17 protein-coding genes and 1 tRNA gene are annotated in these 23583 nt (G+C 38.6%); 9 read left to right on the forward strand and 9 right to left on the reverse strand.

Annotation, left to right across the window (positions count from 1 at the left end; genetic code table 11):
* Nucleotides 1-252: 252 nt before the first annotated feature.
* The 8 genes from AWW67_RS14475 to tsaD form a co-directional block, all read right to left on the reverse strand.
* A tRNA-Cys gene (locus tag AWW67_RS14475) sits at nucleotides 253-323 on the reverse strand.
* A 133-nt stretch (nucleotides 324-456) separates the two neighbouring features.
* Nucleotides 457-2481 (reverse strand): 30S ribosomal protein S1, encoded by a 2025-nt coding sequence (gene rpsA / locus AWW67_RS14480; RefSeq protein ID WP_082794061.1) that lies wholly within the window; start codon nucleotides 2479-2481, stop codon nucleotides 457-459.
* Between the two features lie 156 nt (nucleotides 2482-2637).
* A complete protein-coding gene (locus tag AWW67_RS14485) occupies nucleotides 2638-3135 on the reverse strand; it encodes an HNH endonuclease (RefSeq protein WP_062302625.1) in 498 nt (165 codons plus the stop codon).
* A 1-nt stretch (nucleotide 3136) separates the two neighbouring features.
* The gene (locus AWW67_RS14490) at nucleotides 3137-3931 is read right to left on the reverse strand and encodes a C40 family peptidase (RefSeq protein ID WP_062302627.1); all 795 of its coding nucleotides are present in this window, start codon (nucleotides 3929-3931) and stop codon (nucleotides 3137-3139) included.
* Nucleotides 3931-4398, reverse strand: coding sequence for an SsrA-binding protein SmpB (smpB, locus tag AWW67_RS14495; protein WP_053221810.1), 468 nt, complete (start codon nucleotides 4396-4398; stop codon nucleotides 3931-3933). The genes AWW67_RS14490 and smpB overlap by 1 nt, the downstream gene beginning before the upstream one ends.
* Complete coding sequence (locus tag AWW67_RS14500) at nucleotides 4399-4794, reverse strand: thioesterase family protein (RefSeq protein ID WP_062302628.1); 396 nt, start codon at nucleotides 4792-4794, stop codon at nucleotides 4399-4401.
* On the reverse strand, nucleotides 4784-5104 hold the full coding sequence (locus AWW67_RS14505; protein WP_053221812.1) for a hypothetical protein: 321 nt from the start codon (nucleotides 5102-5104) through the stop codon (nucleotides 4784-4786). Before AWW67_RS14505 ends, AWW67_RS14500 begins: the two co-directional genes overlap by 11 nt.
* A 7-nt stretch (nucleotides 5105-5111) precedes the next feature.
* Entirely contained in the window at nucleotides 5112-6125 is a 1014-nt protein-coding gene (gene tsaD / locus AWW67_RS14510; protein WP_062302630.1) for a tRNA (adenosine(37)-N6)-threonylcarbamoyltransferase complex transferase subunit TsaD, read from the reverse strand.
* 134 nt (nucleotides 6126-6259) lie between these two features.
* Here tsaD and AWW67_RS14515 point away from each other — a divergent pair, with 134 nt between their 5' ends.
* From AWW67_RS14515 to AWW67_RS14525, 3 genes are all read left to right on the forward strand, one after another.
* Nucleotides 6260-10687 carry a translocation/assembly module TamB domain-containing protein gene (locus AWW67_RS14515; protein WP_062302631.1) on the forward strand — a complete coding sequence of 1476 codons (4428 nt, stop codon included), beginning with the start codon at nucleotides 6260-6262 and terminating at the stop codon, nucleotides 10685-10687.
* Between the two features lie 41 nt (nucleotides 10688-10728).
* Nucleotides 10729-12027 (forward strand): cryptochrome/photolyase family protein, encoded by a 1299-nt coding sequence (locus AWW67_RS14520; RefSeq protein ID WP_062302633.1) that lies wholly within the window; start codon nucleotides 10729-10731, stop codon nucleotides 12025-12027.
* Between the two features lie 87 nt (nucleotides 12028-12114).
* Nucleotides 12115-13482 carry a sigma-54-dependent transcriptional regulator gene (locus tag AWW67_RS14525; protein ID WP_062302634.1) on the forward strand — a complete coding sequence of 456 codons (1368 nt, stop codon included), beginning with the start codon at nucleotides 12115-12117 and terminating at the stop codon, nucleotides 13480-13482.
* A 7-nt stretch (nucleotides 13483-13489) separates the two neighbouring features.
* Here the strand turns inward: AWW67_RS14525 and AWW67_RS14530 are convergent, their stop codons facing one another.
* Nucleotides 13490-13855 (reverse strand): response regulator, encoded by a 366-nt coding sequence (locus AWW67_RS14530; protein ID WP_062302635.1) that lies wholly within the window; start codon nucleotides 13853-13855, stop codon nucleotides 13490-13492.
* Nucleotides 13856-14150: 295 nt separating this feature from the next.
* On the opposite strand from AWW67_RS14530, the gene AWW67_RS14535 reads away from it, so the two are divergent.
* The 6 genes from AWW67_RS14535 to AWW67_RS14560 all read left to right on the forward strand — a co-directional run bounded on the left by AWW67_RS14535 (nucleotide 14151) and on the right by AWW67_RS14560 (nucleotide 23436).
* Complete coding sequence (locus AWW67_RS14535) at nucleotides 14151-16535, forward strand: S9 family peptidase (protein ID WP_062303145.1); 2385 nt, start codon at nucleotides 14151-14153, stop codon at nucleotides 16533-16535.
* A gap of 6 nt (nucleotides 16536-16541) precedes the next feature.
* Nucleotides 16542-18248, forward strand: coding sequence for a gamma-glutamyltransferase (gene ggt, locus AWW67_RS14540; RefSeq protein WP_062302637.1), 1707 nt, complete (start codon nucleotides 16542-16544; stop codon nucleotides 18246-18248).
* Between the two features lie 134 nt (nucleotides 18249-18382).
* Nucleotides 18383-19723 (forward strand): serine hydrolase domain-containing protein, encoded by a 1341-nt coding sequence (locus AWW67_RS14545; protein ID WP_062302638.1) that lies wholly within the window; start codon nucleotides 18383-18385, stop codon nucleotides 19721-19723.
* 123 nt (nucleotides 19724-19846) lie between these two features.
* Entirely contained in the window at nucleotides 19847-20857 is a 1011-nt protein-coding gene (locus tag AWW67_RS14550) for a hypothetical protein (protein ID WP_141655468.1), read from the forward strand.
* A gap of 99 nt (nucleotides 20858-20956) precedes the next feature.
* Nucleotides 20957-22438 (forward strand): S10 family peptidase, encoded by a 1482-nt coding sequence (locus AWW67_RS14555; RefSeq protein WP_062302641.1) that lies wholly within the window; start codon nucleotides 20957-20959, stop codon nucleotides 22436-22438.
* Between the two features lie 104 nt (nucleotides 22439-22542).
* On the forward strand, nucleotides 22543-23436 hold the full coding sequence (locus AWW67_RS14560) for a tetratricopeptide repeat protein (protein WP_062302642.1): 894 nt from the start codon (nucleotides 22543-22545) through the stop codon (nucleotides 23434-23436).
* Nucleotides 23437-23583 lie beyond the last annotated feature (147 nt).

Here is a 23583-nt window from a genome sequence, read left to right on the forward strand (position 1 = left end):
TTAAACCGTGGGCTATGTCATATAATGCAAACATTAACCGTTTCAACGGTTTTATACCATCCAAAACAAAAAAGCATCAACCATTTCTGATTGATGCTTTCAATTTAACTTGAGGCGTTGAGCGGATTACTCATTCCCTCAGCCATGCCGCACAAACCCCTCGTGAATCTTCGATTTCGAACCGCCCGGTTCTCATCCGCTTGGGTGCAAACAAAAAAAGCATCAACCATTTCTGATTGATGCTTTTACTTGAGGCGTTGAGCGGATTCGAACCGCTGTACGAGCTTTTGCAGAGCTCTGCCTAGCCACTCGGCCACAACGCCCTTTCGAGAGCGCAAAGATATCAATTAATGATTATGTGCCCAATGTTTGTTTGAATTTTAAACCTTAAAAAATAAAAAAAGACACCTTATTGCTAAGGTGCCTTTTCTATATGTATTTGAATAAGCCTTTGCCTTATTTCTCCTCTTCAGAAGAAGCTTCGTCAGTTGTAGGTGCTTCTTCGGCACTTGCTTCTTTCTTAGCTTTTGGGGCTGCTTTTTCTTTCTTTACCTCTGCTGCTTTTTTAGCTGCGTTAGCCTTTTTCGTGTTGTCTTCCATTTCGGCTTTCAATGCAGAAAGTGCATCAAGATCGCCTAAAGTAGAAACATCCTCGTTGTTAGACTTGTTCGCTGCTTTAGCTTTAGCTGGTTTGCTAGCTTTAGCTGGTTTTTCAGAAGGAGCTGGTTTAGTATGAGTGTTTGTATGTGACAATACAATTCTCTTATCATCTTTAGAGAATTCAACCACAACAAAATCAATAGTTTCACCTACTTCAACTTCAGAACCATCTTCTTTCTTCAAATGCTTGTGAGTAGCAAGACCTTCTAAACCGTAAGGTAATTCAAGGGTTGCTCCTTTATCATTTTTAGAAATTACAGTACACTTGTGTGTAGATCCTTGCTGGAATACAGATTGGAAAGTATCCCAAGGGTTTTCTTCCAATTGCTTATGGCCTAGGGCCAATCTTCTGTTTTCGATATCAAGTTCTAACACTTGTACTTCAAGCTCTTCTCCTACTTTAACAAATTCAGATGGATGCTTGATTTTCTTAGTCCAAGAAAGATCAGAAACGTGTACTAAACCATCGATACCTTCTTCTAGCTCGATAAACAAGCCGAAGTTAGTTAGGTTACGAACAATACCTTTGTGGTTTGTACCCACACCGTATTTCGTTAACACATCACTCTTAGTCCATGGATCTTCAGTCAATTGCTTGATACCCAATGACATTTTTCTTTCTTCTCTATCTAGTGTCAACACAACCGCATCAAGTTTATCACCAATATTGATGAAGTCTTGTGGGTTTCTTAAGTGCTGCGACCAAGACATTTCTGAAACGTGAATCAAACCTTCAACGCCAGGGTATAACTCAAGGAATGCACCGTAATCGGCAACATTTACGATTGAGCCAGATACTTTAGAACCGATTTCGATTCCAGCATCTAATTTATCCCAAGGGTGCTCAGTCAATTGCTTCATACCAAGAGAGATTCTCTTCTTGTCATCGTCAAAATCAAGAACAACCACGTTTACTTTTTCGTCAAGGCTCAACACCTCAGCCGGGTCGTTGATACGGCCCCAAGAAATATCTGTGATATGCAATAGACCATCAACACCACCTAGATCGATAAATACACCGAAGTTAGTCATGTTCTTGATCACACCTTCGAGTACTTGACCTTTCTCAAGGTTTTCAAGAATCTTAGCTTTTTGCTTCTCAAGATCTTTCTCGATAAGTATTTTGTGAGATACTACTACGTTATCGTTAGTGTAGTTGATTTTCACAACTTTCACTTCCATTTTCTTACCTACAAAAACATCAAAGTCTCTGATTGGCTTCACATCGATTTGAGAACCTGGTAAGAAAGACTCGATTCCGAATACGTCTACGATCAAACCACCTTTGGTTCTTCTCTTCACCATACCCTCGATCACTTTGTCGTTCTCGTAACCATCTTGGATCAATTCCCAAGCCTTTACGATCTTAGCTTTTCTTCTAGAAAGTACTAATTGACCTAAAGCGTTTTCTTGCTCTTCGATGTAAACCTCTACTTGGTCACCTACTTTTAATCCTGGAGTGTCTCTGAATTCAGAAGCACCAACTAAACCATCAGATTTGAAACCAATGTTCAAAACCAAATCTCTATCGTTGATAGAAACGATGGTAGCCGATACAACCTTCTTCTCTTCTACAGTAGTAAGGGTGTCTTCGTAAATTGAAGCTAGTTCTTCTCTTTTCTTGCGAGAGTAACCTTCTCCAAAACCTTTTTTCTCGAATTCTTCCCAATCGAAAGCATCGTCACCTTCAGCTACTTTTGCAGCAGGGGCTTCTTTGATCGACTTTTCTTTTTTGGGAGCTTTCTCAGTAGAAGGGGCTTCTACTTCAGCAGCAGCAGTTTTCACTTCTTCTACTTCGTTTGTCTTATTTTCTTCTGACATAAAAAAACTCTGTGTAATACTCCATCCGGAAACCAGAGCAAAAACCGGTGGATTTTATTTAGATTAACCTTTCGTAAATTACGAAAAGCCCGCCTTACTCAAAACGGACTGCAAAGGTATGAAAATCCATTAAAAATCAAGAATAGAAATAGAGAATTAATTAAGACTCAAGTATTTGAGCCATTGTTCAGAAGTTAAGCCACTGAAGTTTCTTACAAACATGATATAAGACGGTTTAAAAGGACGGTTTTTAAGCAGCATACCTGCTTCTTCTGGAGTTTTATCGCCTTTCATTGAATTACATTTGTAGCAGGCTGCCACTAAGTTCTGCCAAGAAGATTTCCCCCCTCTTGATTTAGGTATTACGTGGTCTAAGGTTAAACTTTTAGTGCTTCCGCAGTACTGACATTCTTGACCATCTCTTTTGAAGATATTCTGGCGAGAAAGCACTACACTTTTAAACGGAGAGTAAATATATTTCTGAAGTCGAATTACAGAAGGCATTGGATATTGAGCGCTAACGGTTCTCATTACTTTGCCTGGTGCATCATGAACCATGTCGGCTTTGCTTAGAAATAAGAGCAGAAAAGCCCTTTCAACAGAGCAAACTGTTAACGGGCTATAATCCTGATTTAAAACTAAGACGCGTTTCATTTCATGTGTAATCCCTCAATATTCGCTTGAATTTAAATAAATGGTGTGAGTAATTATTTTGTTCTACAGAGAAAATGCCCTGATCATCTAACTTATCAATCCTAACTTTTCCCGAAGCGTGAATGATTTCGGTTGGACTTAACACCAATCCTACATGATTCATTTTACCTTCCTTGTTGGTGAAAAAGGCTAAATCGCCTGGCATCACATCGGTAAATTTCACTTCTTTTCCTTTGGTAATTTGATCTTTGGAATCGCGTGGCATTCTGTAACCTGCAACCCTTAGCACCATTTGGGTGAAGCCCGAGCAATCAATTCCAAATGGTGTTGTTCCACCCCATAAATAGGGAGCGTTTAAATATTTTTTAGCCAATTCTAGTGTCAAATCAACACTCCATTTTTGGTGAATACTCTTTGCTTCTCCATTAAAAGCAAAGCGTTCCTGATCCATAAATAGTGAATTATTCAAAATAGGTAAAACCGCACCTAAAGTGATATGAATCACGCTTTTACCATAAAGGATTTGCGAAGTAAGATCGGTACATATTTTATATTCCGAATTATCAATTTGTTCGAAATATTCTTGAGAAATACGATAATGCTGCTTGGCATCTATCCAGCCTTCATAGCCATCAAAAGCATTCTTAATTAGCAGCCACTGCTTATTCTTAGATGCCTCCAACACAGTATAATGTTCACCAAAAAGCAATTGAGAGATCATTTCAGAAGCATCTGACCCCTTTGCCCTAATTGGCACAATGCTCAAACGTGAGATTCCGTAATCAATAGGCTCCATTAGTATTTTACACGTTCTAAGTCCCTCTTAATATCTTTGTCTTTTATTGAGTCGCGTTTATCGTAAAGCTTTTTACCCTTGCCCAAAGCTATTTCTGTTTTGGCAAAGCCCCTATCGGTTATAAATAACCTTAGCGGTACAATAGACAACCCTTTTTCTTCAAGCTTCGACTCTAGTTTAGACAATTCCCTTTTGTTTAAAAGAAGCTTTCGCTCTCTGTCGGTTACATGGTTATTATAACTTCCTTCAGAAAACTGGGCAATATGCATTTGTTTAATATACAGTTCGCCATTTTTAAAATAGCAGTAAGCATCTTGCAGCTGCACTTTACCTTCGCGAATAGACTTAATTTCTGTGCCTTGCAATTGCATACCCGCCACATATTTGTCTATGAATTCAAACTCATAGCTTGCCCTTCTATTCTTTATATTAATGTTGTTCGAAAACCTATTTTTATCCTTCGCCATCTATCTTTCTAAACTAGTAAAAATTTGGTTCAACTTATCTTTCTTTAAAATTTTCTGTCCGGTACGACCAGTAGCAACCAACCTCTGTCCATCTAAAACCCTGATTTCGCAAATCAATTCGTTTTTATCAACTGCTACCAGTTTGGCTTCAAAACTCAGCTCTGTGTTAAAAAGTGCAGGAGAAACATGCTTTATCTCCAACATAGTACCAATTCCTTCTTCGTCTGCCTCTTTCATTTCTAAAGCAAACAAACGCGAAGACCATTCCATTTCTCTAGCTATGGCAAAAGTACTCATTACCTGATGTACTTCGCCAGCATCAAAAGTTGCGGCATCGGTATTTTTAACTACATACCGGTGGGTTTTAACAGCACCAATTTCAACCTTATTTACCATTGGCCAAACCCAATTTAGTTTTAATCAATTCAGTCTGAAGTTGTTCAGTCAGCTTTCTGCAGTCGCGCAATTTATTGGCGTATGATTCCAAACTTTCCTTTTGCTGCCTTACATAAAGATCCGCTTTAATCTGAATTTTCTCTTTAGGAGTCATCTTTTCCTTTAGCTCCTTTTCTGTTTTTAGTGCTGCTTCCAGTTTTTTTCGCATTTTAAACTGGTTTTCCACTTCTGCTTTTAGCGCCTCATTTTCTTTTTGAAGCACCGCTATATAATTCTTAGCAACAATCAGTTGTTCGAAATCTGATTTCATATTTCTTCTAAAATTTCATTCGTGGCAAAGCACTTACCTCTTGGGTAGTGAATTCTCCTGCTAAATATTTATAATGGGCAGCCATTCCAATCATAGCTGCATTATCGGTACAGTACTCAAAAGCAGGAACAAAAACTTTCCAGCCTTCTTTTTCCGCCATATTGTTCAACCCATTTCTTAAACCACTATTGGCCGATACGCCACCAGCCAACGCAATGTTTTTAATATTAAACTGACGAGCCGCTTTTCTCAGTTTCTGTAAAAGCATTTCAACTAGTGTATGCTGAATGCTCGCACAGATATCGTTAAGGTTTTCATCAATAAAATTCTCATTCTTTTTAAGTTCATCTCTCAAGAAATAAAGAATTCCTGTTTTAATTCCGCTAAAAGAATATTCTAAATCAGGCATTTCAGTTTGTGGAAGGGGAAAACGATGCGGATTGCCCAATTGTGCATATTTATCAATTAGTGGCCCACCAGGGTAACTTAAGCCTAAAAGTTTAGCCGATTTATCAAAAGCCTCTCCTACTGCGTCATCACGAGTTTCTCCCACAATTTCCATATCTAAATGGCTTTTCACCAATACAATTTGAGTATGGCCTCCACTTACGGTTAAGCATAGAAAAGGAAATTCTGGCTTAGGGTCGTCAATAAAGTGGGCCAAAATATGGGCTTGCATGTGGTTCACTTCAATCAAAGGGATATTCAAAGCCAAGGCCATTGATTTGGCAAACGAAGTACCTACCAATAGCGCTCCTAAAAGCCCTGGCCCACGGGTAAAAGCAATTGCCGATAAACTCGTTTTATCTATGGCTGCATTTTTGAGTGCTTGGTCTACTACAGGCACAATATTCTGCTGATGAGCGCGTGATGCTAATTCGGGCACAACTCCACCATAATTTCCATGGACAGATTGTGTAGCGATTATATTATTAAGTACTTTGCCGTTATCTACAATAGCTGCAGAAGTTTCATCGCAAGAAGATTCAAGGGCCAGTATTTTGATATCGGAGGTGGGCATTGACAGAGAAAATTAAAAGATCGCAAGTTATTAAAAAACGGATAGTCAAATCAATAATATGGTTGTGCCTTTCGCCAATCATTCTATTATTTATTGTTATTGGGTTAATCCACCTTCCACCCGTTCAGAATTACTTGGCAGACAAAGCCGCAGACTACTTAACCGAAAATACAGGTTATCGTTCCGAAATTGGTTATACAAATATTCGATGGTTCAATTCTGTTACTATTGATGACTTAACGGTTTACGATCAGCATAACGAAAAAATGATAGATGTACGTGAGGTCGTAATCTCTTTTAATCTGAAAGAACTGATTGGCGGAAAAGATATTTTAATCAATGAAGCATGGTTGAACAAAGCTTCGGTAAACTTAAGAAATGAAGGCGAGAGCGGATTAAATATTGACAACTGGGTGGCAAAAATCACCGACCTGACTTCATCATCTAACCCTGACACGACAAGCCTTAGTGTATTTTCAATTGATAAGGTTACTCTTCTCAATTCGGAATTTAGCCTTTCTGACTCTAGAAAGGATTCTATCGCTGATGGCTTTGACTACAACCATTTCACCCTAAAAAACTTAAGAACCGATATTCGCAACTTAGAATCCGTTGGTGGCGATTTTGAAATTAACGTCCAGTTTTTAACTGCCGAAGACCAAGCCTCGGGCTTAAAAATAGATAAGCTAGAAACCATTTTTCAGACCTCTCAAAAGAAAATGGCTTTTATTAATCTTGATCTTCTGATGGGAAAAAGTCACATCAAAGACTCTATTATTTTCAATTTTGAAGACCCTTCGGCCATGAGTGAATTTGTGACTGAGGTAGATATTAATGCCAATTTCGAAAATTCAGTTTTGCATTCTGATGAACTCAGTTTTTTTGTGCCCGAATTCAAGCAATATGATCAAGAGATAGAAATTAGTGGTCGTTTTCAGGGGAAAGTGAATTCCTTCTACTCTGATGACTTTGCTATTTCTTTTGGAGAGTATTCTAAACTGAATGGCCGACTAGATATTGAGGGCTTGCCCAATATTAACGAAACCATTTTCGACATCGATTTGGACGATTCGTTCTTGAAAGCCACCGACTTAAGGCAGTTTATCAACGACCGTACTTTTAAAATATCCAACAAGCTTGGGTTGGTCAAACTAAATGGTCAGTATGATGGATTAATCAATGATTTTGTGGCAGACGGAGAGTTTAGAACGGCACTAGGTTACGTTAAACCAAACGTTCAAATCACCTTACCAGAAAGCAAACTTGCCTCATACAGCGGCCGACTAGAGTTACAAGACTTTAATGTAGGTATACTTACTGAAGACAGCGTTTTTCAAAAAGTAAATTTAAATGGAAGTGTTGAAGGTGAAGGCTTTACGCTTGAGCAAGCCAATTTCAAACTCGATGCAAAAGTGAGTAAAATAGGCATTTTAGGTTATGAGTATGTTGATATTACAACTAACGGAACCTTTGCACAGTCCTTTTTCTCTGGGGAAATCGCTGTTGACGACCCGAACTTAATTTTCAAAGCAACAGGTTCTGTAGATTTAAGAAATAACAAAAGACTTTTCAAAATTAATGGGCGGTTGTCTCGTGCCGATTTGACCGCGATCAACCTAACTGAAGACGAACTCTTTGTTGCCTCCGATTTTAACCTCGATTTCGAAGGAGTTAAACTCGACAGTCTGTTGGGTAATTTTCATCTTACCGATACCTACCTAAAATATAGAAGTGAAGATATTTTGGTTGACTCTGTTTTCTTTTCATCACAGCGTAGCGCTAGAAATAGAAGTGTAAGGTTTAACTCTGATTATTTCAACATTAATATGGATGGCCAATTTGAGTTTTCAACTTTAATTACGGAGCTAAAGAACATCAACGGCCAATACAAACTCGTTTTCTCTAGCCGAAGCAATGAAATTCCTGAATACTTGAAAACAAATGGCCGAAGTCCACAAGCCTTTGATATTACTTATTCTGCACAATTACCCAATATCAATCCAATTATTCAACTTTTCGATACTGCTATTTATGTGGGTAAAAATGCTTCGTTGAATGGCCGGTTCAACAATTCGAACACCGAAGATTTTCAGTTGAATGCAAAAATCGACTCGCTTATTTATTCAAACATATCGTTTTTAAATAATGAGATTGATGTGAATGCCAGCAGTTTACGCGACCCCGATAAAGTTATGGCCTTGGGTTATTTGTATTCTCAGAAGCAAATCTACGCCAACACTTCAGAAACAGACGCTCTTACTTTGGAGACAGTTTGGGATGGGAAAAGAATTGAATTACGACAAAACATTGAACAGACCTCTAGCGGCAATTATGCAGAAATAGGAGCTGGAATTGATTTCTTTGAAAACAGAACCGAACTCAGGTTTCAAGAATCAAACATTATTGCACTAGACCAAACCTGGAATATCACCGAAGACAACGTAGTTGTTTTTGGTAAAAACAATATTAGTATTGAGAACTTAGACATCTATAACGACACTCAGTCGATCACTTTAGACGGTAATATTTCTGTATCTAAAGACAGTACAGAGAGTATGAAAATAGCCTTTGAGAATGTTGAAGTGGAAAACTTAAATACACTTACGCTTAAGTCATATTCAGGGAAAGTCAATGGTGCTATTAATATTCAAAACTTATTGTACAACCCATTAATATTTGGCGATATCAGTATTAATGAGTTTAAAATTGACGAGTTTTTAGTGGGCGATATAAGCGGTGCTTTGCTTTGGAATGACTTCAATAGAAAGTTTGACATCAATATGATTGTTGACCGATTGGGTAAAAAGATCATTCAACTTGAAGGTGATTTTTATCCGACAAGAACCACAAATCAACTGGATTTGGATCTAATACTCAACGAAGCCAACCTCAATATTGGAGAACCTTATATTGAAGATTACTTCACTAAAATAGGTGGAACAATTAGTGGTAAACTAACCGTTGGCGGAACCGTTTCAGACCCCTTGATTAGAGGCAACGGCACCATTAAAAACGGTGGTATAAAAATTAATTATTTAAACACCCAATATATGTTTGGTGGTGGAGTGAAGTTCGACAAGAACCTTATTTCACTCTCCGAATTAGATTTCTTAGATATTAATGGAAACCCAGCTCAATTTGGTGGCGAAGTAAAACATAACTCTTTCCGCGATTTCACCCTTGACCTCTACGGAAACCTCGACAAGTTTCAAGTACTAAATACAACCATCGACAATGGCGACTTGTATTACGGTAACGCCTACGCCTCAGGAACAGTAAACCTTAGAGGGGCGGCCAGCAACCTAACCATTAATGCCGATGTTACCACAAGCCCGAACACCCAAATTTATATCCCAATAAGTGAAGGGGTTGATGACACCTCTGTTGATTACATCAACTTTATTAACTTGACTGACACCACTCAAACCTATAACTCGAGCGGTGACGAGGTAGATAAAATGAAAATCGAAGGCCTAAAGCTCGATTTGAATATTAATGTTACACCAGACGCCTACACCGAAATCATCATTGACCCCAAAACGGGAGATATTATTAGAGGTCGAGGTAATGGCCAACTTAGGTTGCAAATAGATACCCAAGGAGATTTTCAAATGACGGGAGGGCTAAATATTACCGAAGGGGCTTACAATTTCTCTTTGTACAACATTATTACCAAAGAGTTTGATATTGAACAGCCAAGCAGAATTACATGGTCTGGCGATCCTTATACGGGCATAATGGACATTAATGCCTCTTATTCGCAAAACACCTCTTTAGCCCCTATTTTAAAGCAAACCGGCTTTGACGATGAGAATTCTAACGTAGCCAACAGAAGGTACCCCACCAAGGTGCTTTTGCGACTGAACGGCCCTTTACTCTCTCCTGAAATTGATTTTGATATTGATTTCTCGGAAGTGAATGCACAAGATTTTGAACTACAAACTGCCCTAAACGCTTTTAAAAACCGACTGGCCAGTGATGAGCAAGAGCTAACCAGACAAGTAGTAAATGTAATTGTGCTCAACAATTTTTCTGACAGTAATACCCTAAATATTGGTGGGCAAACGGCCTCGCAAAACGTGAGTCAACTTCTTTCCAATCAATTGAGTCAGTTAGTAGCTCAGTTAGATGAAAACCTAGAAATAGATTTCGATTTGGCCTCGTTAGACCAAAATGCTTATAACACTTTCCAATTGCGATTATCATATACTTTTCTGAATGGCCGCTTGAGAGTAACACGCGAAGGCGGACTCACAAACCAAGTTGACGCAGACAGCTATGCTACAGACATTAATAGCATTGCTGGCGACTGGACGGCAGAGTATTTACTTACTTCTGATGGCCGTTATAAAGTAAAAGTTTATTCTAGAAGTAATTACAACTTGGTAACCGCTGTCTCGGGCGGAACTACCCAAACCAGTGGTGCCAGTATTACTCAATCAAGCAGTTTTAATAGTTTAAGAGAGTTTTTCACTGGGGTGGATAGAAAGCGTAAAAAGAGACGAGAAGAAAATACCGCCAAAAAGGAAGAAGAAAATAATTCTGGCAACGGCTCGAACTAATCACCTTCTGATCGGTTATTTTTCCAAATTCTAAGTTACTCATGTCGAAAATCAATGTATTCTGGTTCAGAAGAGATCTACGTTTTGAAGACAATACAGCACTTTATTACGCCCTTAAAGAAAATCTTCCTCTACTCCCCATCTTTATTTTTGACAAAAACATACTTGATGACTTAGAAAACAAACAAGATGCAAGAGTAGAATTCATTCAGAATACCATTACTGAAATGAATAGCAAATTAGGAGCAAAAGGAGCAAGACTAAAAACCTTCTACTCTACCCCTATTGACGCGTACAAGGCACTTACAGATCAGTATGAAATTGAGTCGGTTTACACGAATAGAGATTATGAGCCTTATGCCAAGGAAAGAGATAAAGAGATAGAATCCTTCTTAAAAGAAAGAGGAATCGGTTTTTTCACATTTAAAGACCATGTAATTTTCGAGAAAGAAGAAATTGTATCTGGAAGCGGTACATTCTACAAAGTTTTCACCCCTTACAGTAAGGCCTGGTTAGAAAAATACACAACGAACAAACCAACCATATTACCCAATGGCCTGAACTCCGATAATTGGTTCTCTACTGAGCAAGCAGAAATCCATTCGTTAAAAGAAATGGGTTTTCAGAAAACTGAAATTAATATACCCTCAAACAGCCTGAAAGAAGAACTGATAAAAAAATATGATGAGTTAAGAGACTTTCCAGCCCAAGATGCCACTTCGCGTTTAGGTATTCATTTAAGGTTTGGCACCATAAGTATTAGGCAATTGGCACAAAAAGCCGAAAGCATTAACAAAACCTTTCTTAACGAACTGATCTGGAGAGATTTTTATGCAATGATCTTAGCCAATAATCCCCACGTGGTGAATAATGCATTTAAGCCCCAATACGACCATATTCCTTGGTTGCAAGATGAAGAAGGTTTTGAAAAATGGTGTGCCGGAAACACAGGTTACCCCATTGTTGACGCTGGCATGAGGCAACTGAACCACACGGGATTTATGCATAACAGAGTAAGAATGATTGTAGCGAGTTTTCTTACTAAACACCTACTGATAGATTGGCGCTGGGGCGAAGCCTATTTTGCTGAAAAATTGCTCGATTTTGATCTGGCCTCAAACAATGGCGGCTGGCAATGGGCGGCAGGAACAGGTACCGATGCTCAACCCTATTTCCGTATTTTCAACCCCGAATCACAAACCAAAAAATTCGACCCAGAATTAAAGTACATTAAAAAATGGGTGCCCGAATTTGGCACTTCAAAGTATCCAAAACCAATGATTGACCATAAGTTTGCCCGACAAAGAGCACTTGACACTTACAAAGCGGCACTTGCTTAAAATCAGTATTTACTAAACCTATTCTAGGTGCTTTTTTTAGGCCTATTTAATTAATATCTTCGCGATGCTCGTCAGCCAAGCTTTTTAATGGAATATATACCAGAACCAGTTAAGATTTTTATTGTAGAAGATGACCCAGTCTATCAGAAGATGCTTAGGTACATCGCTGAGTTAAATCCAGACCATGTGGTTAAAGTGTTTTCTAATGGAAAAGATTGTATTGCTCACTTGAATGAGAATCCTTCAGTAGTGACCCTTGACTACTCGCTACCCGACATAACAGGAAGCGAAGTTTTAAAAGCCATTAAAAGGAATAATCCCGAAACAAACGTAATTGTAGTATCTTCTCAAGAAGACATTAATACGGCTGTTGGTTTGTTAAAAGTAGGCGCCTATGATTACATTACTAAAGACGAGGAAACCAAGGATAGGCTACTGAATGCAATTAATAATGCTAAGAAAAACGCATCATTAAAGGAAGAAATCATTCAGCTTCGCGAAGAAATTGGTGAAAAATACGAATTTGAAAAAAGTATTATTGGTGAAAGTAAGGCCATTCAAAACGTATTCAAGCTTTTAGCCAAAGCCATAAAAACCAACATTACCGTTTCTATTACTGGTGAAACAGGAACAGGAAAAGAAGTAATTGCAAAAGCCATTCATTACAATTCTGCCCGAAAAGGAAAACCTTTTGTAGCTGTGAACATTGCCGCTATTCCAGATAATCTTATTGAAAGCGAATTATTTGGCCACGAAAAAGGTGCATTTACAGGTGCTATGGCACGAAGAAAAGGGAAATTTGAAGAGGCAGATGGTGGCACTATTTTCTTAGATGAAATTGGTGAAATGGACATTAACCTTCAGGCCAAACTACTGAGGGTTATTCAAGAAAGAGAACTGAACCGTATTGGCGGAAATGAGTCTGTAAAATTTGATGTTAGAATTTTAGTTGCCACCCATAAAAACCTAGCAGAAGAAGTTAAAAACGGCACTTTCAGAGAAGATTTGTATTATAGGTTATTAGGTATTCCAATCGAACTTCCACCGCTAAGAGACAGAGATAAAGACATCATACTCATTGCCAAACACTTATTAAATAACTTTGCCAAAGAAAACAGTTTAGGTAAAATTAGTCTAAGCCGAGGAGCTCAAACCAAGCTTTTAAAATACGGTTATCCTGGCAATGTAAGGGAGCTAAAATCTATAATTGAATTGGCTGCCGTAATGTGCGAAAACAATCAAATTGAGGAAGAAGACATTACCTTTAACTCATTAGCGAAAGAAGGCCAGTTCTTAATGGATGAAATGACCTTGAAAGAATATACCTTTAAAATTATTAGACACTTTTTGGACAAGCATGACAACAACGTGCTTTTAGTGGCCAGCAAACTCGATATAGGTAAGTCTAGTATTTATAGGTATTTAAAAGAAATGGAAGAAGAAGAAGGTATTTAGTTTGCCTTTACACCTCATTCAGCATTCTCGACACAATACTTTTTAACGAAGAAAGCTCAACTGATTTTTGGAAGTAAGGGCAGTCGCATTTGATTTTTTTCCGTACTTGTGCTTCATCTAAACTTGAAGTAACCAAAATTGGTATATCACGAAACCTATCATCATTTCGAGCTCTCGCAATAAATTGAAAACCATCCATTTTAGGCATTTCTAAATCCGTTATAATCAAATCCGCATTATTGCCTTTTTCCAACCAAGCTAAGCCTTCTAGCCCATTTTCATAAATCGACAAATCGTATTCTGTAGAAAGATAATGCGTCAAGAGAAACCTTGTAGCTGAGTCATCCTCTAGAATTAATATACTTTTCTTCATAGCACCACTAACTTTCGTTCTAAAGTCGTGCCTAAAAAGCCCAAAGTGCTTAAAATAGTTAAATGAATAGATTTGAATCGTATATCAAATTTTGTTAAGTGCTTAGCGTTCCCAATTCGGGATTCTAATTCCCAATTACTGGCTAAACTTCAATAATTACCTCTTATAAAAAGCCAAACCTCAAGTGTTTCTTTTTTAGTTATTTTTCCATGTTCAAACTAAGCAAAGTAAAACACTATGCTTAGCTTACATTGCCTTTGAAAAAATGAAAGTCGACAATCAAATATCAATTACCATGAAGAAATTTTTACTCACGATTAGCTTTTTAATCGTATCAGGCTTCTTAGGTTTTGCCCAACAAAAGCCACTTTCTCAACTTACTGTTGAAGAGTTAATGCAAGAGCCCGACCAGTTTGTGGGTATTTTGCCCTCAAGGCCTCAGTGGTCTAAAGACAGCAAAACCCTCTTTTTTATGTGGAACCCAAGTGGAGAGGGATTTCCTAGTTATCATAAAGTAGGCTTAGATGGCAACAATCCACAAGAAGTGGAAGATATCAGCGAAGGTTTCCCTTCAAACTACCAGTACAATAAAGACCGTTCAAAAATAGTTTTCGAACGCTCTGGCGACATCTACACAATGGATGTAAAAACCATGACTGAAACGAAAATCATTTCTACAGTAGCCAGAGAGTCTAACCCTTCTTTCCATAGTGATGAATCTGTAATCACCTTTATTTCAGACAACAATTTATTTTCGATTGACACTAAGTCAGGTTTAATCAAACAATTGACGAATATTAAAATAACAGAAGATGATGAAGATAGACCTAACCGTCCTTCAACCTCTAGAAATGGCAACAGAGACCAAGACAAATGGATTTCTGATGACCAACAGACTACTTCTGAAATTTTAAGAGAGCAAAGAAATAGACCAAGACGTTTTTCCGCTGCGGGGCAAAGGTTCTTCCAGCAAAGCCAAGGCGAAGGAAGAATGTCACAAATTGAACTAGACAACGTAAGTGGACTACAACTTTCGCCTGATGGGAAATATGTGAGTTTCAGCGTTTGGGTTGCAGCTGAAAACCCAGCAAAAAACACAATTGTACCTAACTATGTAACCAGCAGTGGTTACACTACTGATATTAATGCAAGACCTAAAGTTGGCGGAGACCAATCTTACAGAGAAATTGGTATTTATAATATAGAAGCTGACAGTTTTTACATTTTAGATACTAAGCAATTACCAGGTATTTCAGACCTACCAGATTATGTGGAAGATTATCCTGATAAAAGCTTTTCTAAAGAACCTAGAAAAGTATCGGCTAGCAATATTGTATGGTCAAATGATGGTAAATATACTGTTGTACAATTCTCATCATTAGACAATAAAGACCTTTGGATCATGAGATTGCTTCCGTCTTCAGGTGATTTAATCCCTGTAGATCGTCAACGCGATGAAGCTTGGATTGCAGGCCCTGGAATTGGAAGAGGAATGAACTTCTTGCCAGATAATAAAACTATATATTATCAGTCAGAAAAGTCTGGTTATTCTCACCTCTATACACACGATCTGTCGACTGGTGTAGTAAAACAGCTTACTTCTGGCAACTACGAAGTGTATGATCCTCAGCTTTCTAATGATGGAAAAACTTGGTATTTCACTGCAAACATGAAGCACCCAGGCATTCGTCATTTCTATTCGATGCCGCTTAAAGGCGGAAAACCAACTCAGATCACTTCAGAAGACGGACATAATGATGTAACGCTTTCTCCTGATGAGAAATACTTGGCCATTCTTTATTCCTACACCAACCGCCCTACCGAATTATTTATTCAACCTAACAAGCCAGGCGCAGCTAAAAAGAAGGTAACAGAGAGTTTGCAAGCGGGTTTCAAACAATACAATTGGTATCAACCAGAAGTAATTACCTTCAAAGCCCAAGATGGCGAAATGGTACACGCAAGAGTTTACAAGCCTGAAAACCCAAATGGAGCGGGTGTAATTTTTGTTCACGGAGCTGGTTATTTGCAAAACGCACATTACGGATGGAGTAGCTATTTAAGAGAATACATGTTCAATAACATGCTAATGGCAAAAGGTTATACTGTATTAGATATTGATTATCGCGGTAGTGCTGGTTACGGAAGAGATTGGAGAACTGGAATTTACCGACATATGGGCGGAAAAGACCTTTCAGACAATATTGATGGAGCCAAGCTATTGGTAAGTGAATATGGTGTTGATCCGGGTAAAATAGGAATGTATGGTGGGTCTTATGGTGGTTTCATTACGTTGTTTGCTATGTTCAATCACCCAGATGTAATCACTTCAGGCGCTGCATTAAGATCAGTTACCGATTGGGCTCATTATAACCACGGATACACTTCTAACATTTTGAATACTCCAATTGAAGACCCAATTGCCTACAAAAGAAGTTCGCCTATTTACTTTGCAGAAGGTTTACAAGGCAACTTGTTGATTGCTCATGGTATGGTAGATACCAATGTTCATTTCCAAGATGTAGTGAGACTGGCACAAAGGCTTATTGAACTAGGTAAAGACAACTGGGAAATGGCACTTTATCCTGTAGAAAATCATGGTTTCACTACCCCTAGTAGCTGGACAGACGAATACAAAAGGATTTTCAAGTTGTTTGAAACAACCATAGGCAAGAAATAACCTCAAATGAAAAAACTTATAACAGCGATTTTGGTACTGGCCCTTGTGGCCTGCCAAAATCAAGAACCCATTGACGATCCAAACATTGCCAGAGGCCTTATTGCTGCTAAAGCTATGGTGGTTTCTGCACACCCAATTGCTTCAAATGTTGGGAAGGAAATTATGCAAAAAGGCGGAAACGCAGTAGATGCAGCAGTAGCCGTTCAGTTTGCTTTGGCTGTTGTATATCCTGGCGCTGGAAATATTGGAGGCGGTGGTTTCATGGTCACTCGTATGGCCGATGGCACAGCCAGTACGCTCGACTTCCGTGAAAAAGCACCAAATGCAGGTGGACGTGACATGTACCTTGACGACAACGGAGATGTTATTTCTAGTTTGAGTACACGCGGCCATTTGGCTGCTGGGGTTCCTGGTTCTGTAGCTGGAATGGTAGAAGCCCATAAAAAATATGGAAAATTAGATTGGGCCGATCTGGTTCAACCTGCCATCGATATTGCTTCAAAAGGATGGGTACTTACCGCTAGGGAAGCTTCTGGCCTGAACAGCAACCGTAAGTCTTTTATGGAGTTCAATACGGTTATGCCCGATTTCTTTTTGGCTGAAGAAGGCAAAGAATGGAAAGAAGGCGACTTAGTGAAAATTCCAGAACTGGCAAAAACCCTAGAAAGAATTCGCGACAAGGGTCGTGACGGGTTCTATAAAGGCGAAACTGCCGATTTAATTGTAGCCGAAATGAAAAGGGGCAACGGTATTATTTCACATGAAGATTTAGAACAATACCAGGCCGTTTGGCGCACTCCTATTCAAGGTAATTATGGCGAATACGAGTTTATTTCCATGCCACCTCCATCAAGTGGAGGAATTGCATTAGCCCAACTTTTCGGAACCATGGAAAACTACAAACTGAGCGATATGGATTTCCATAGCACCGAAGCAGTTCATTTAATCGTTGAGGCCGAAAGAAGAGCTTATGCCGATCGTGCCGCACATTTGGGTGACCCTGACTTCTATGATGTTCCCTTAAAAGGTCTTCAAGACCAAGATTATATTAAGGACAGAATGAAGAGTTTTGACCCTAACAAAGCAACACCAAGTAGCGAAGTGAGTGCAGGTCAGCCTGCTCCTAATGAAAGTATGGAAACTACTCATTTTTCAATTGTAGACCCACAAGGTAATGCCGTATCGATTACTACCACACTCAATGGTGGTATGGGTTCTAAAGTATTTGTGGGTGGCGCAGGCTTTCTGTTAAACAATGAAATGGATGATTTTAGTGTAAAACCAGGCGTTCCCAATATGTATGGTTTAGTAGGTGGCGAGGCTAATGCTATTGCTCCTGGTAAAAGAATGCTAAGTTCTATGACCCCCACCATCGTTTCTAAAGATGGAAAGCTCTTTATGGTGGTAGGAACACCAGGTGGTTCAACCATTATCACTTCAGTTTTTCAAACCATTATTAATGTTGTTGATTTTGGAATGGGAATGCAAGAAGCAGTTACCGCTCCTCGTTTCCACCATCAGTGGTTGCCAGATCAAATCACTTATGAGCGTGATGGACTAAGTGCTGAAGTAATTCAAGCCTTAGAAGCCAAAGGTCATAAATTCAGAACTACGGGAGGAATTGGTCGTGTAGACGCTATTTTGGTAATGCCAAACGGTAAATTAGAAGCTGGAGCAGACCCACGTGGTGACGATGCCGCTTCGGGTTTTTAAGAGTAAAAAGAAGAGCTACAAGGATTTAACCTTTCTTAAACCCATTTAGCCTGTAATTGACTCCATTTATCAATCGATAATTTTTAGAGACCAATTACAGGCTATTTTTATTTTATAACTTTAAAATAAAATCCATGAAGAAGCTGCTTTTCATCTCCCTCCTATTCAGTAGTGTTATTCTTTCTGCCCAAGAATTTGACAAACAAAAGTTAGACACTTACATCAATTCACTTCAAGCAAACAACAAAGCAAGCTTGGCCGTTGCCATCTCCAAATCCAATAACCCCGTTTACGAAAACTATGCTGGATTTCTTTCAGGTAAGCACGAACGAAAAATTGATTCCAACACAAAATTCAGGATTGGTTCTATTACTAAAACCTTTACCGCAGTAATTATTTTTCAACTGATCGAGGAAGGCAAAATCACTTTAGACACAAAAGTGAGTCAGTTTTTTCCAGAGATAAAAAACGCTGATAAAATCACCATAGCGCACCTTTTAAGTCACCAAAGTGGTATTTACAATTTTACTGATGCGCCTTCATTCATGAGCATAATGACTCAAGAAAAATCTAAGGAAGAACTATTAGAAATCATTAAAAGTCAACCTTCTGATTTTGAACCGGGCACTCAAACTTCCTACTCCAATAGCGGCTATGTACTCTTAGGTTTAATCATTGAAAAACTCACAGGCGAAAGCTATGAAAGTCATTTAAACACAAGAATCATTGATAAGTTAGGATTGAAAAACACGGCCTATGGCGATAAAATTGAACTAGAGAAAAACGAAGCCAATTCAATGAATTTCCAAAACGGGAAATGGACTAACTTTCCCTTAGAATCGAATATGAGCGTTCCATTTTCAGCAGGTGCAATCGTTTCTACTCCAAATGACTTGAATAAGTTTACCTATGCCCTATTTCATAACAAGTTAGTTTCAGCTAAATCATTAGTGAAAATGAAAGAGATCAAAAATGGTTTGGGGCATGGCTTGTTCTCGGTTCCTTTTTATGACAAAAAGGCTTTTGGCCACAACGGTAAAATTGACAATTTTGAGGCCAGTGCTTACCATTTTGAGGTAGACGATTTGAGTATTTCCGTTTTAACCAATGGGCTAACAATCAGCTTTAATGATATACTAGTTGGTGTGCTAAGCATTTACTACAACAAGGAGTTTACCCTACCTAATTTTGATCAAAAGTCCATCGAACTGAAAGCTGAAAGCTTAGAAAAATACTCGGGTCTGTTTTCATCCGAAGCCCTACCTATTCAAATCGTAATTAATGCCGAAGGTGGAAAAATAACTGCACAGGCCACAGGGCAAGCTGCTTTTCCTCTTACCCCTTTTAGTAATAGAGAGTTCCGGTTTGATCAAGCCGCAATAGTTATTCTATTTGGAGGAACCGAAAATGAGGTGGATTATTCCACTTTTACGCTCAAGCAAAGCGGTCAGCAATTTGTTTTCAAGAAACAGTAATCAAAAGAAAACACTCAGACGAAATCATTATTCGTAGAATTTACCTAAAGCCTACTATATTAGTGGTTGGTTGTTAATAATGGTATTTCAGCTCCTAAGCTGTCAATCAATGTTTTATACGCAATGATTTCTCTGTCAAGAATTCGATTTTGTATTGCCACACTACTGTTCTTATGTCTTTTCGGCTATGCTAAGGCACAAGAGCAAAACATTGACTTTTTTCCACCAGAACTATCTAAAGCATTAATTACTCAACCTACTGAGGGCAACCCTCGCTCGTACACTATTCAAACGCAGGAATATACAGATAAGGCAACGCATATTTCCTTATCAGAAATAATTCAAGAGTACTTGCTAGAGAACAACCGCATTTATCAGGTAAATCTGAATGCCAGAAAAACAACTCTGGCCAGCTATACCTTCGATTCATTAATTAGAATCAAAGCGATCAGATACTTTACAGACGATGCCCCAACACCTTGGATTTTCTACCAATACAACGACATTGAAAACACAAAAACAGAGCTACGATTAAGACGAGACTCAACCGTGTACACTAAAACCGTTCTAACCTTTAACGAAAACGATTTACTCATTTCTAGAAAGGAATATTTTGGCGAAAGTGATCTAAAAAGTGAACAAAGGTTTGTTTACAATGACTATGGAGATGTTGAAAGCGAAGTTTCTTTGGGTAATCAGAACCAAAACAATTATGTATATAAATACCAGTATAGTAGCGATGGCAACAAATTAATGCGTCAGAAATTCAATAATGAAAAGCTTGAAAGTAGAGTTGAATATCAATACTTCCCTGATTCATCCGTACAAATCCTGACTGAATATGGCTTTAATAAAAGGCCAAAATCTCAAAACCTGACTGTGCTGCAAGATTCCTTACGAGTAGAAATTGTAGGTTACTTTTCAAGCATAGACACCACTGAATACCGGTCTAGTTTTAAGGAATTATATGTGGGTGAAGATTTATTAGAATACGAAAGCAGAACCATCAATGGCGTTTTTGTAAACCGTTTCAAAACTTTTTATGAGTATGATTCGCATGGCAATTGGATCAAACGAATGACATACGAAAACAACAAATTGATTAAGGTGGAAAATCGCTTGTTTAGGCATTAACAGAACGAATACTTAAACTTTAAAATCCCCTTGAATGGAATTATCCTTCCTCATTAGAATTCCTTAAATTCAGCCAATCAATTCTTACTTTTTGTAATTATGAAACACTTCTGTTTAATCTTCACCATTCTGCTTTGTTCAACCTCTAACTTTTACGCCCAAGAACAAAAAAGTGCCATAATCCCTGCCCCTAAAGAATTCATCACCCAACACGAGGGCATTTTTGGCGGCAAAAAGATAAGCTACACTGCCACGGGTAGCGAAATGTATTTGACCAATTCAAAGAACGAACCCACAGGTTCCATGTGGTCGGTGGCCTATACCAAATCGGGCAGTATTGAGCAAAGTACCCGCCCCGTTACTTTCGTTTTTAACGGAGGCCCAGGCTCTGCTTCTATGTGGCTTCATGTCGGCTTCTTTGGCCCAAAAGTAGTGCGTGTAGATAGCGATGCCATTGAAGATGACGGTGGTGCGCCCTACCCTATTGAAGAGAATAAATTCGGCCTTTTAGACATCACTGATTTGGTATTCATCGACCCAATTGGAACAGGCTATAGTCAATTGATTGGTAATGGTAAGGGAGAAGAGTATTGGGGCTTGAACCAAGATGCACAGTCGGTGGCTACATTCATTCGCCAATGGGTAACTGAAAATAACCGATGGATGTCGCCAAAATATATTGCTGGCGAAAGTTTCGGGACTACCAGAGCAGCAGCAGTTTCGCAAGCACTGGAAGGCAACGGACAGGCTTTGGCTTTAAACGGCTTGATTCTAATTTCTCAGGCCTTAGATTATGAGGGTTCAACTTCGATTGATGACAACATTACTTCTTATGTTACCTACATGCCTACCATGGCGGCCACGGCTTGGTACCATAAAAAAGCAGGACAAGGCAAAACACTAGAAGCTTTTGTGCAAGAAGCCCGCGACTTCGCGTATAACCAATATGTATCTGCTCTCTATAAAGGCGATCTAATCTCAAATCAAGAAAAGGATGCCATTGCTCAAAAGCTGGCTTATTTCTATGGAATTGACATTAATTTTATAAAAAGAGCCAACAACAGAGTTTTGACAAGTCGATTCAAAAAAGAACTTTTAAGAGACCAAGGTGTAGCTTTAGGCACTTTGGATTCTCGCTACTATGGCGATGACCCCGATGACACAGCCGATTCTCCCGAACTGGGTGATGCCTCTAGCTATAAAGTTTCTGCAGCCTATACCGCAGCGTTGAATCATTATTTCACCAATGATTTGCAAATCACAATGGACAGACCTTACCTCACAAGCGGACGATTGAGCAGCTGGGATTGGGGCGCTGGTGGCGAGCCCAAGTATGTAAAAACCTCTCGTAGACTGGCGAACGCCATGCGCAGAAATGAAGGAATGAAAGTATTGGTGGCCTGTGGATATTACGATATGATTACCCCCTTTTTCGATGCTGAATTCACCTTTTCCCGTAATGCCATCCCAATGGATCGTGTGAAATTAACTTACTATGAAGGTGGCCATATGATGTACAACCATCAGCCCGATTTCGAAAAACTAGCCAAAGACATAAGGGAGTTTATTACTGAGAAGTAAGGAGATGAGCTAACTGAATAATGAAACATTTAAGACCTGTAGTTTGAATATACCAGCACTTTTTTGTTTCATTATAGAACGTTCATTTTAATTAAGAAAAAGCTGTGAAAATCTATATATCATTACTCTTACTATTAATAGTCTCTAACCTATCCTTTTCCCAAGAAAGTATTTTCCATAATAAAAGATCAAATACATTACTTGACTTTAAAGTAATAACAGATTATTACGAGAGAGTAAATAATCAAGATGGTTCGGATTCTGGGGTAAATATCTACGCATCAACCAACGGTTATTTAGTGTTAATTGAAAGTGGAGAAAAGACCAGAAAAATAGCAGATGAAAAATTGAGCTGGTTAAATATGATTTTCAAATCCGTTAACATTACTCAAAAAGCAAGCGACCTCTTTGAACATGAGGTATTGATCAATACCGATGATGGTAAATATTGGTTACCTATTCAAAAGCAATTATACGGGTTTTGGGAGAAGGAAATGAAACTCAATAAGCAGGCGCTTATTTTCATAAGGGCTTTTGGTTCAACAGACGATGAAAAGGAAAACAGGTTCCTATTTACAATCAATTCCTTTAGTGGTAATTTTTATGATGGATTATGGGAAGAAGCCATAAAAAGCTATGATGTTAAAGATGATGTCAATGCAAATAACATCGTTAAAAAACTCATAGAACTCGACCCAAAAGATGGAAGAAACTATGCGATGTACGGTTATCATTATTATGACAAGGGCTATCCTGACAATAGACCCTTATTACAAAAAGCTGACTCACTCTTCAGTATAGCTGAAAAATTATCACCTGACTATAGTTATGGGCATTACCAAAGATCACTGGTAAAGTTTCAGCTTGGCGAATACATAAAAGCTTGGGAAGCTCTTGATAAAGCAAGAAACTTAGGAGAAACTAATATTGAAGGCTATATTTTAGAGCGTTTTGAAGCTAAGCTGCCCTACGCTGAGTATCTGAAAGTTAAAAAGTAAATCAGATAATCAGGACAATACACGTAAAAAAGCAATGGAAGCCCCAAAATAAATCCCGTAGGGATGGCCTGTTTGTAATGCACATATACAGCTAATAATTCCAAGCACCGTAGGTGCGACCTATTGGATATGATCATCTGAAACTGT

The organism is Roseivirga seohaensis, from assembly GCF_001592945.1.
GTDB classification, from domain to species: domain Bacteria; phylum Bacteroidota; class Bacteroidia; order Cytophagales; family Cyclobacteriaceae; genus Roseivirga; species Roseivirga seohaensis.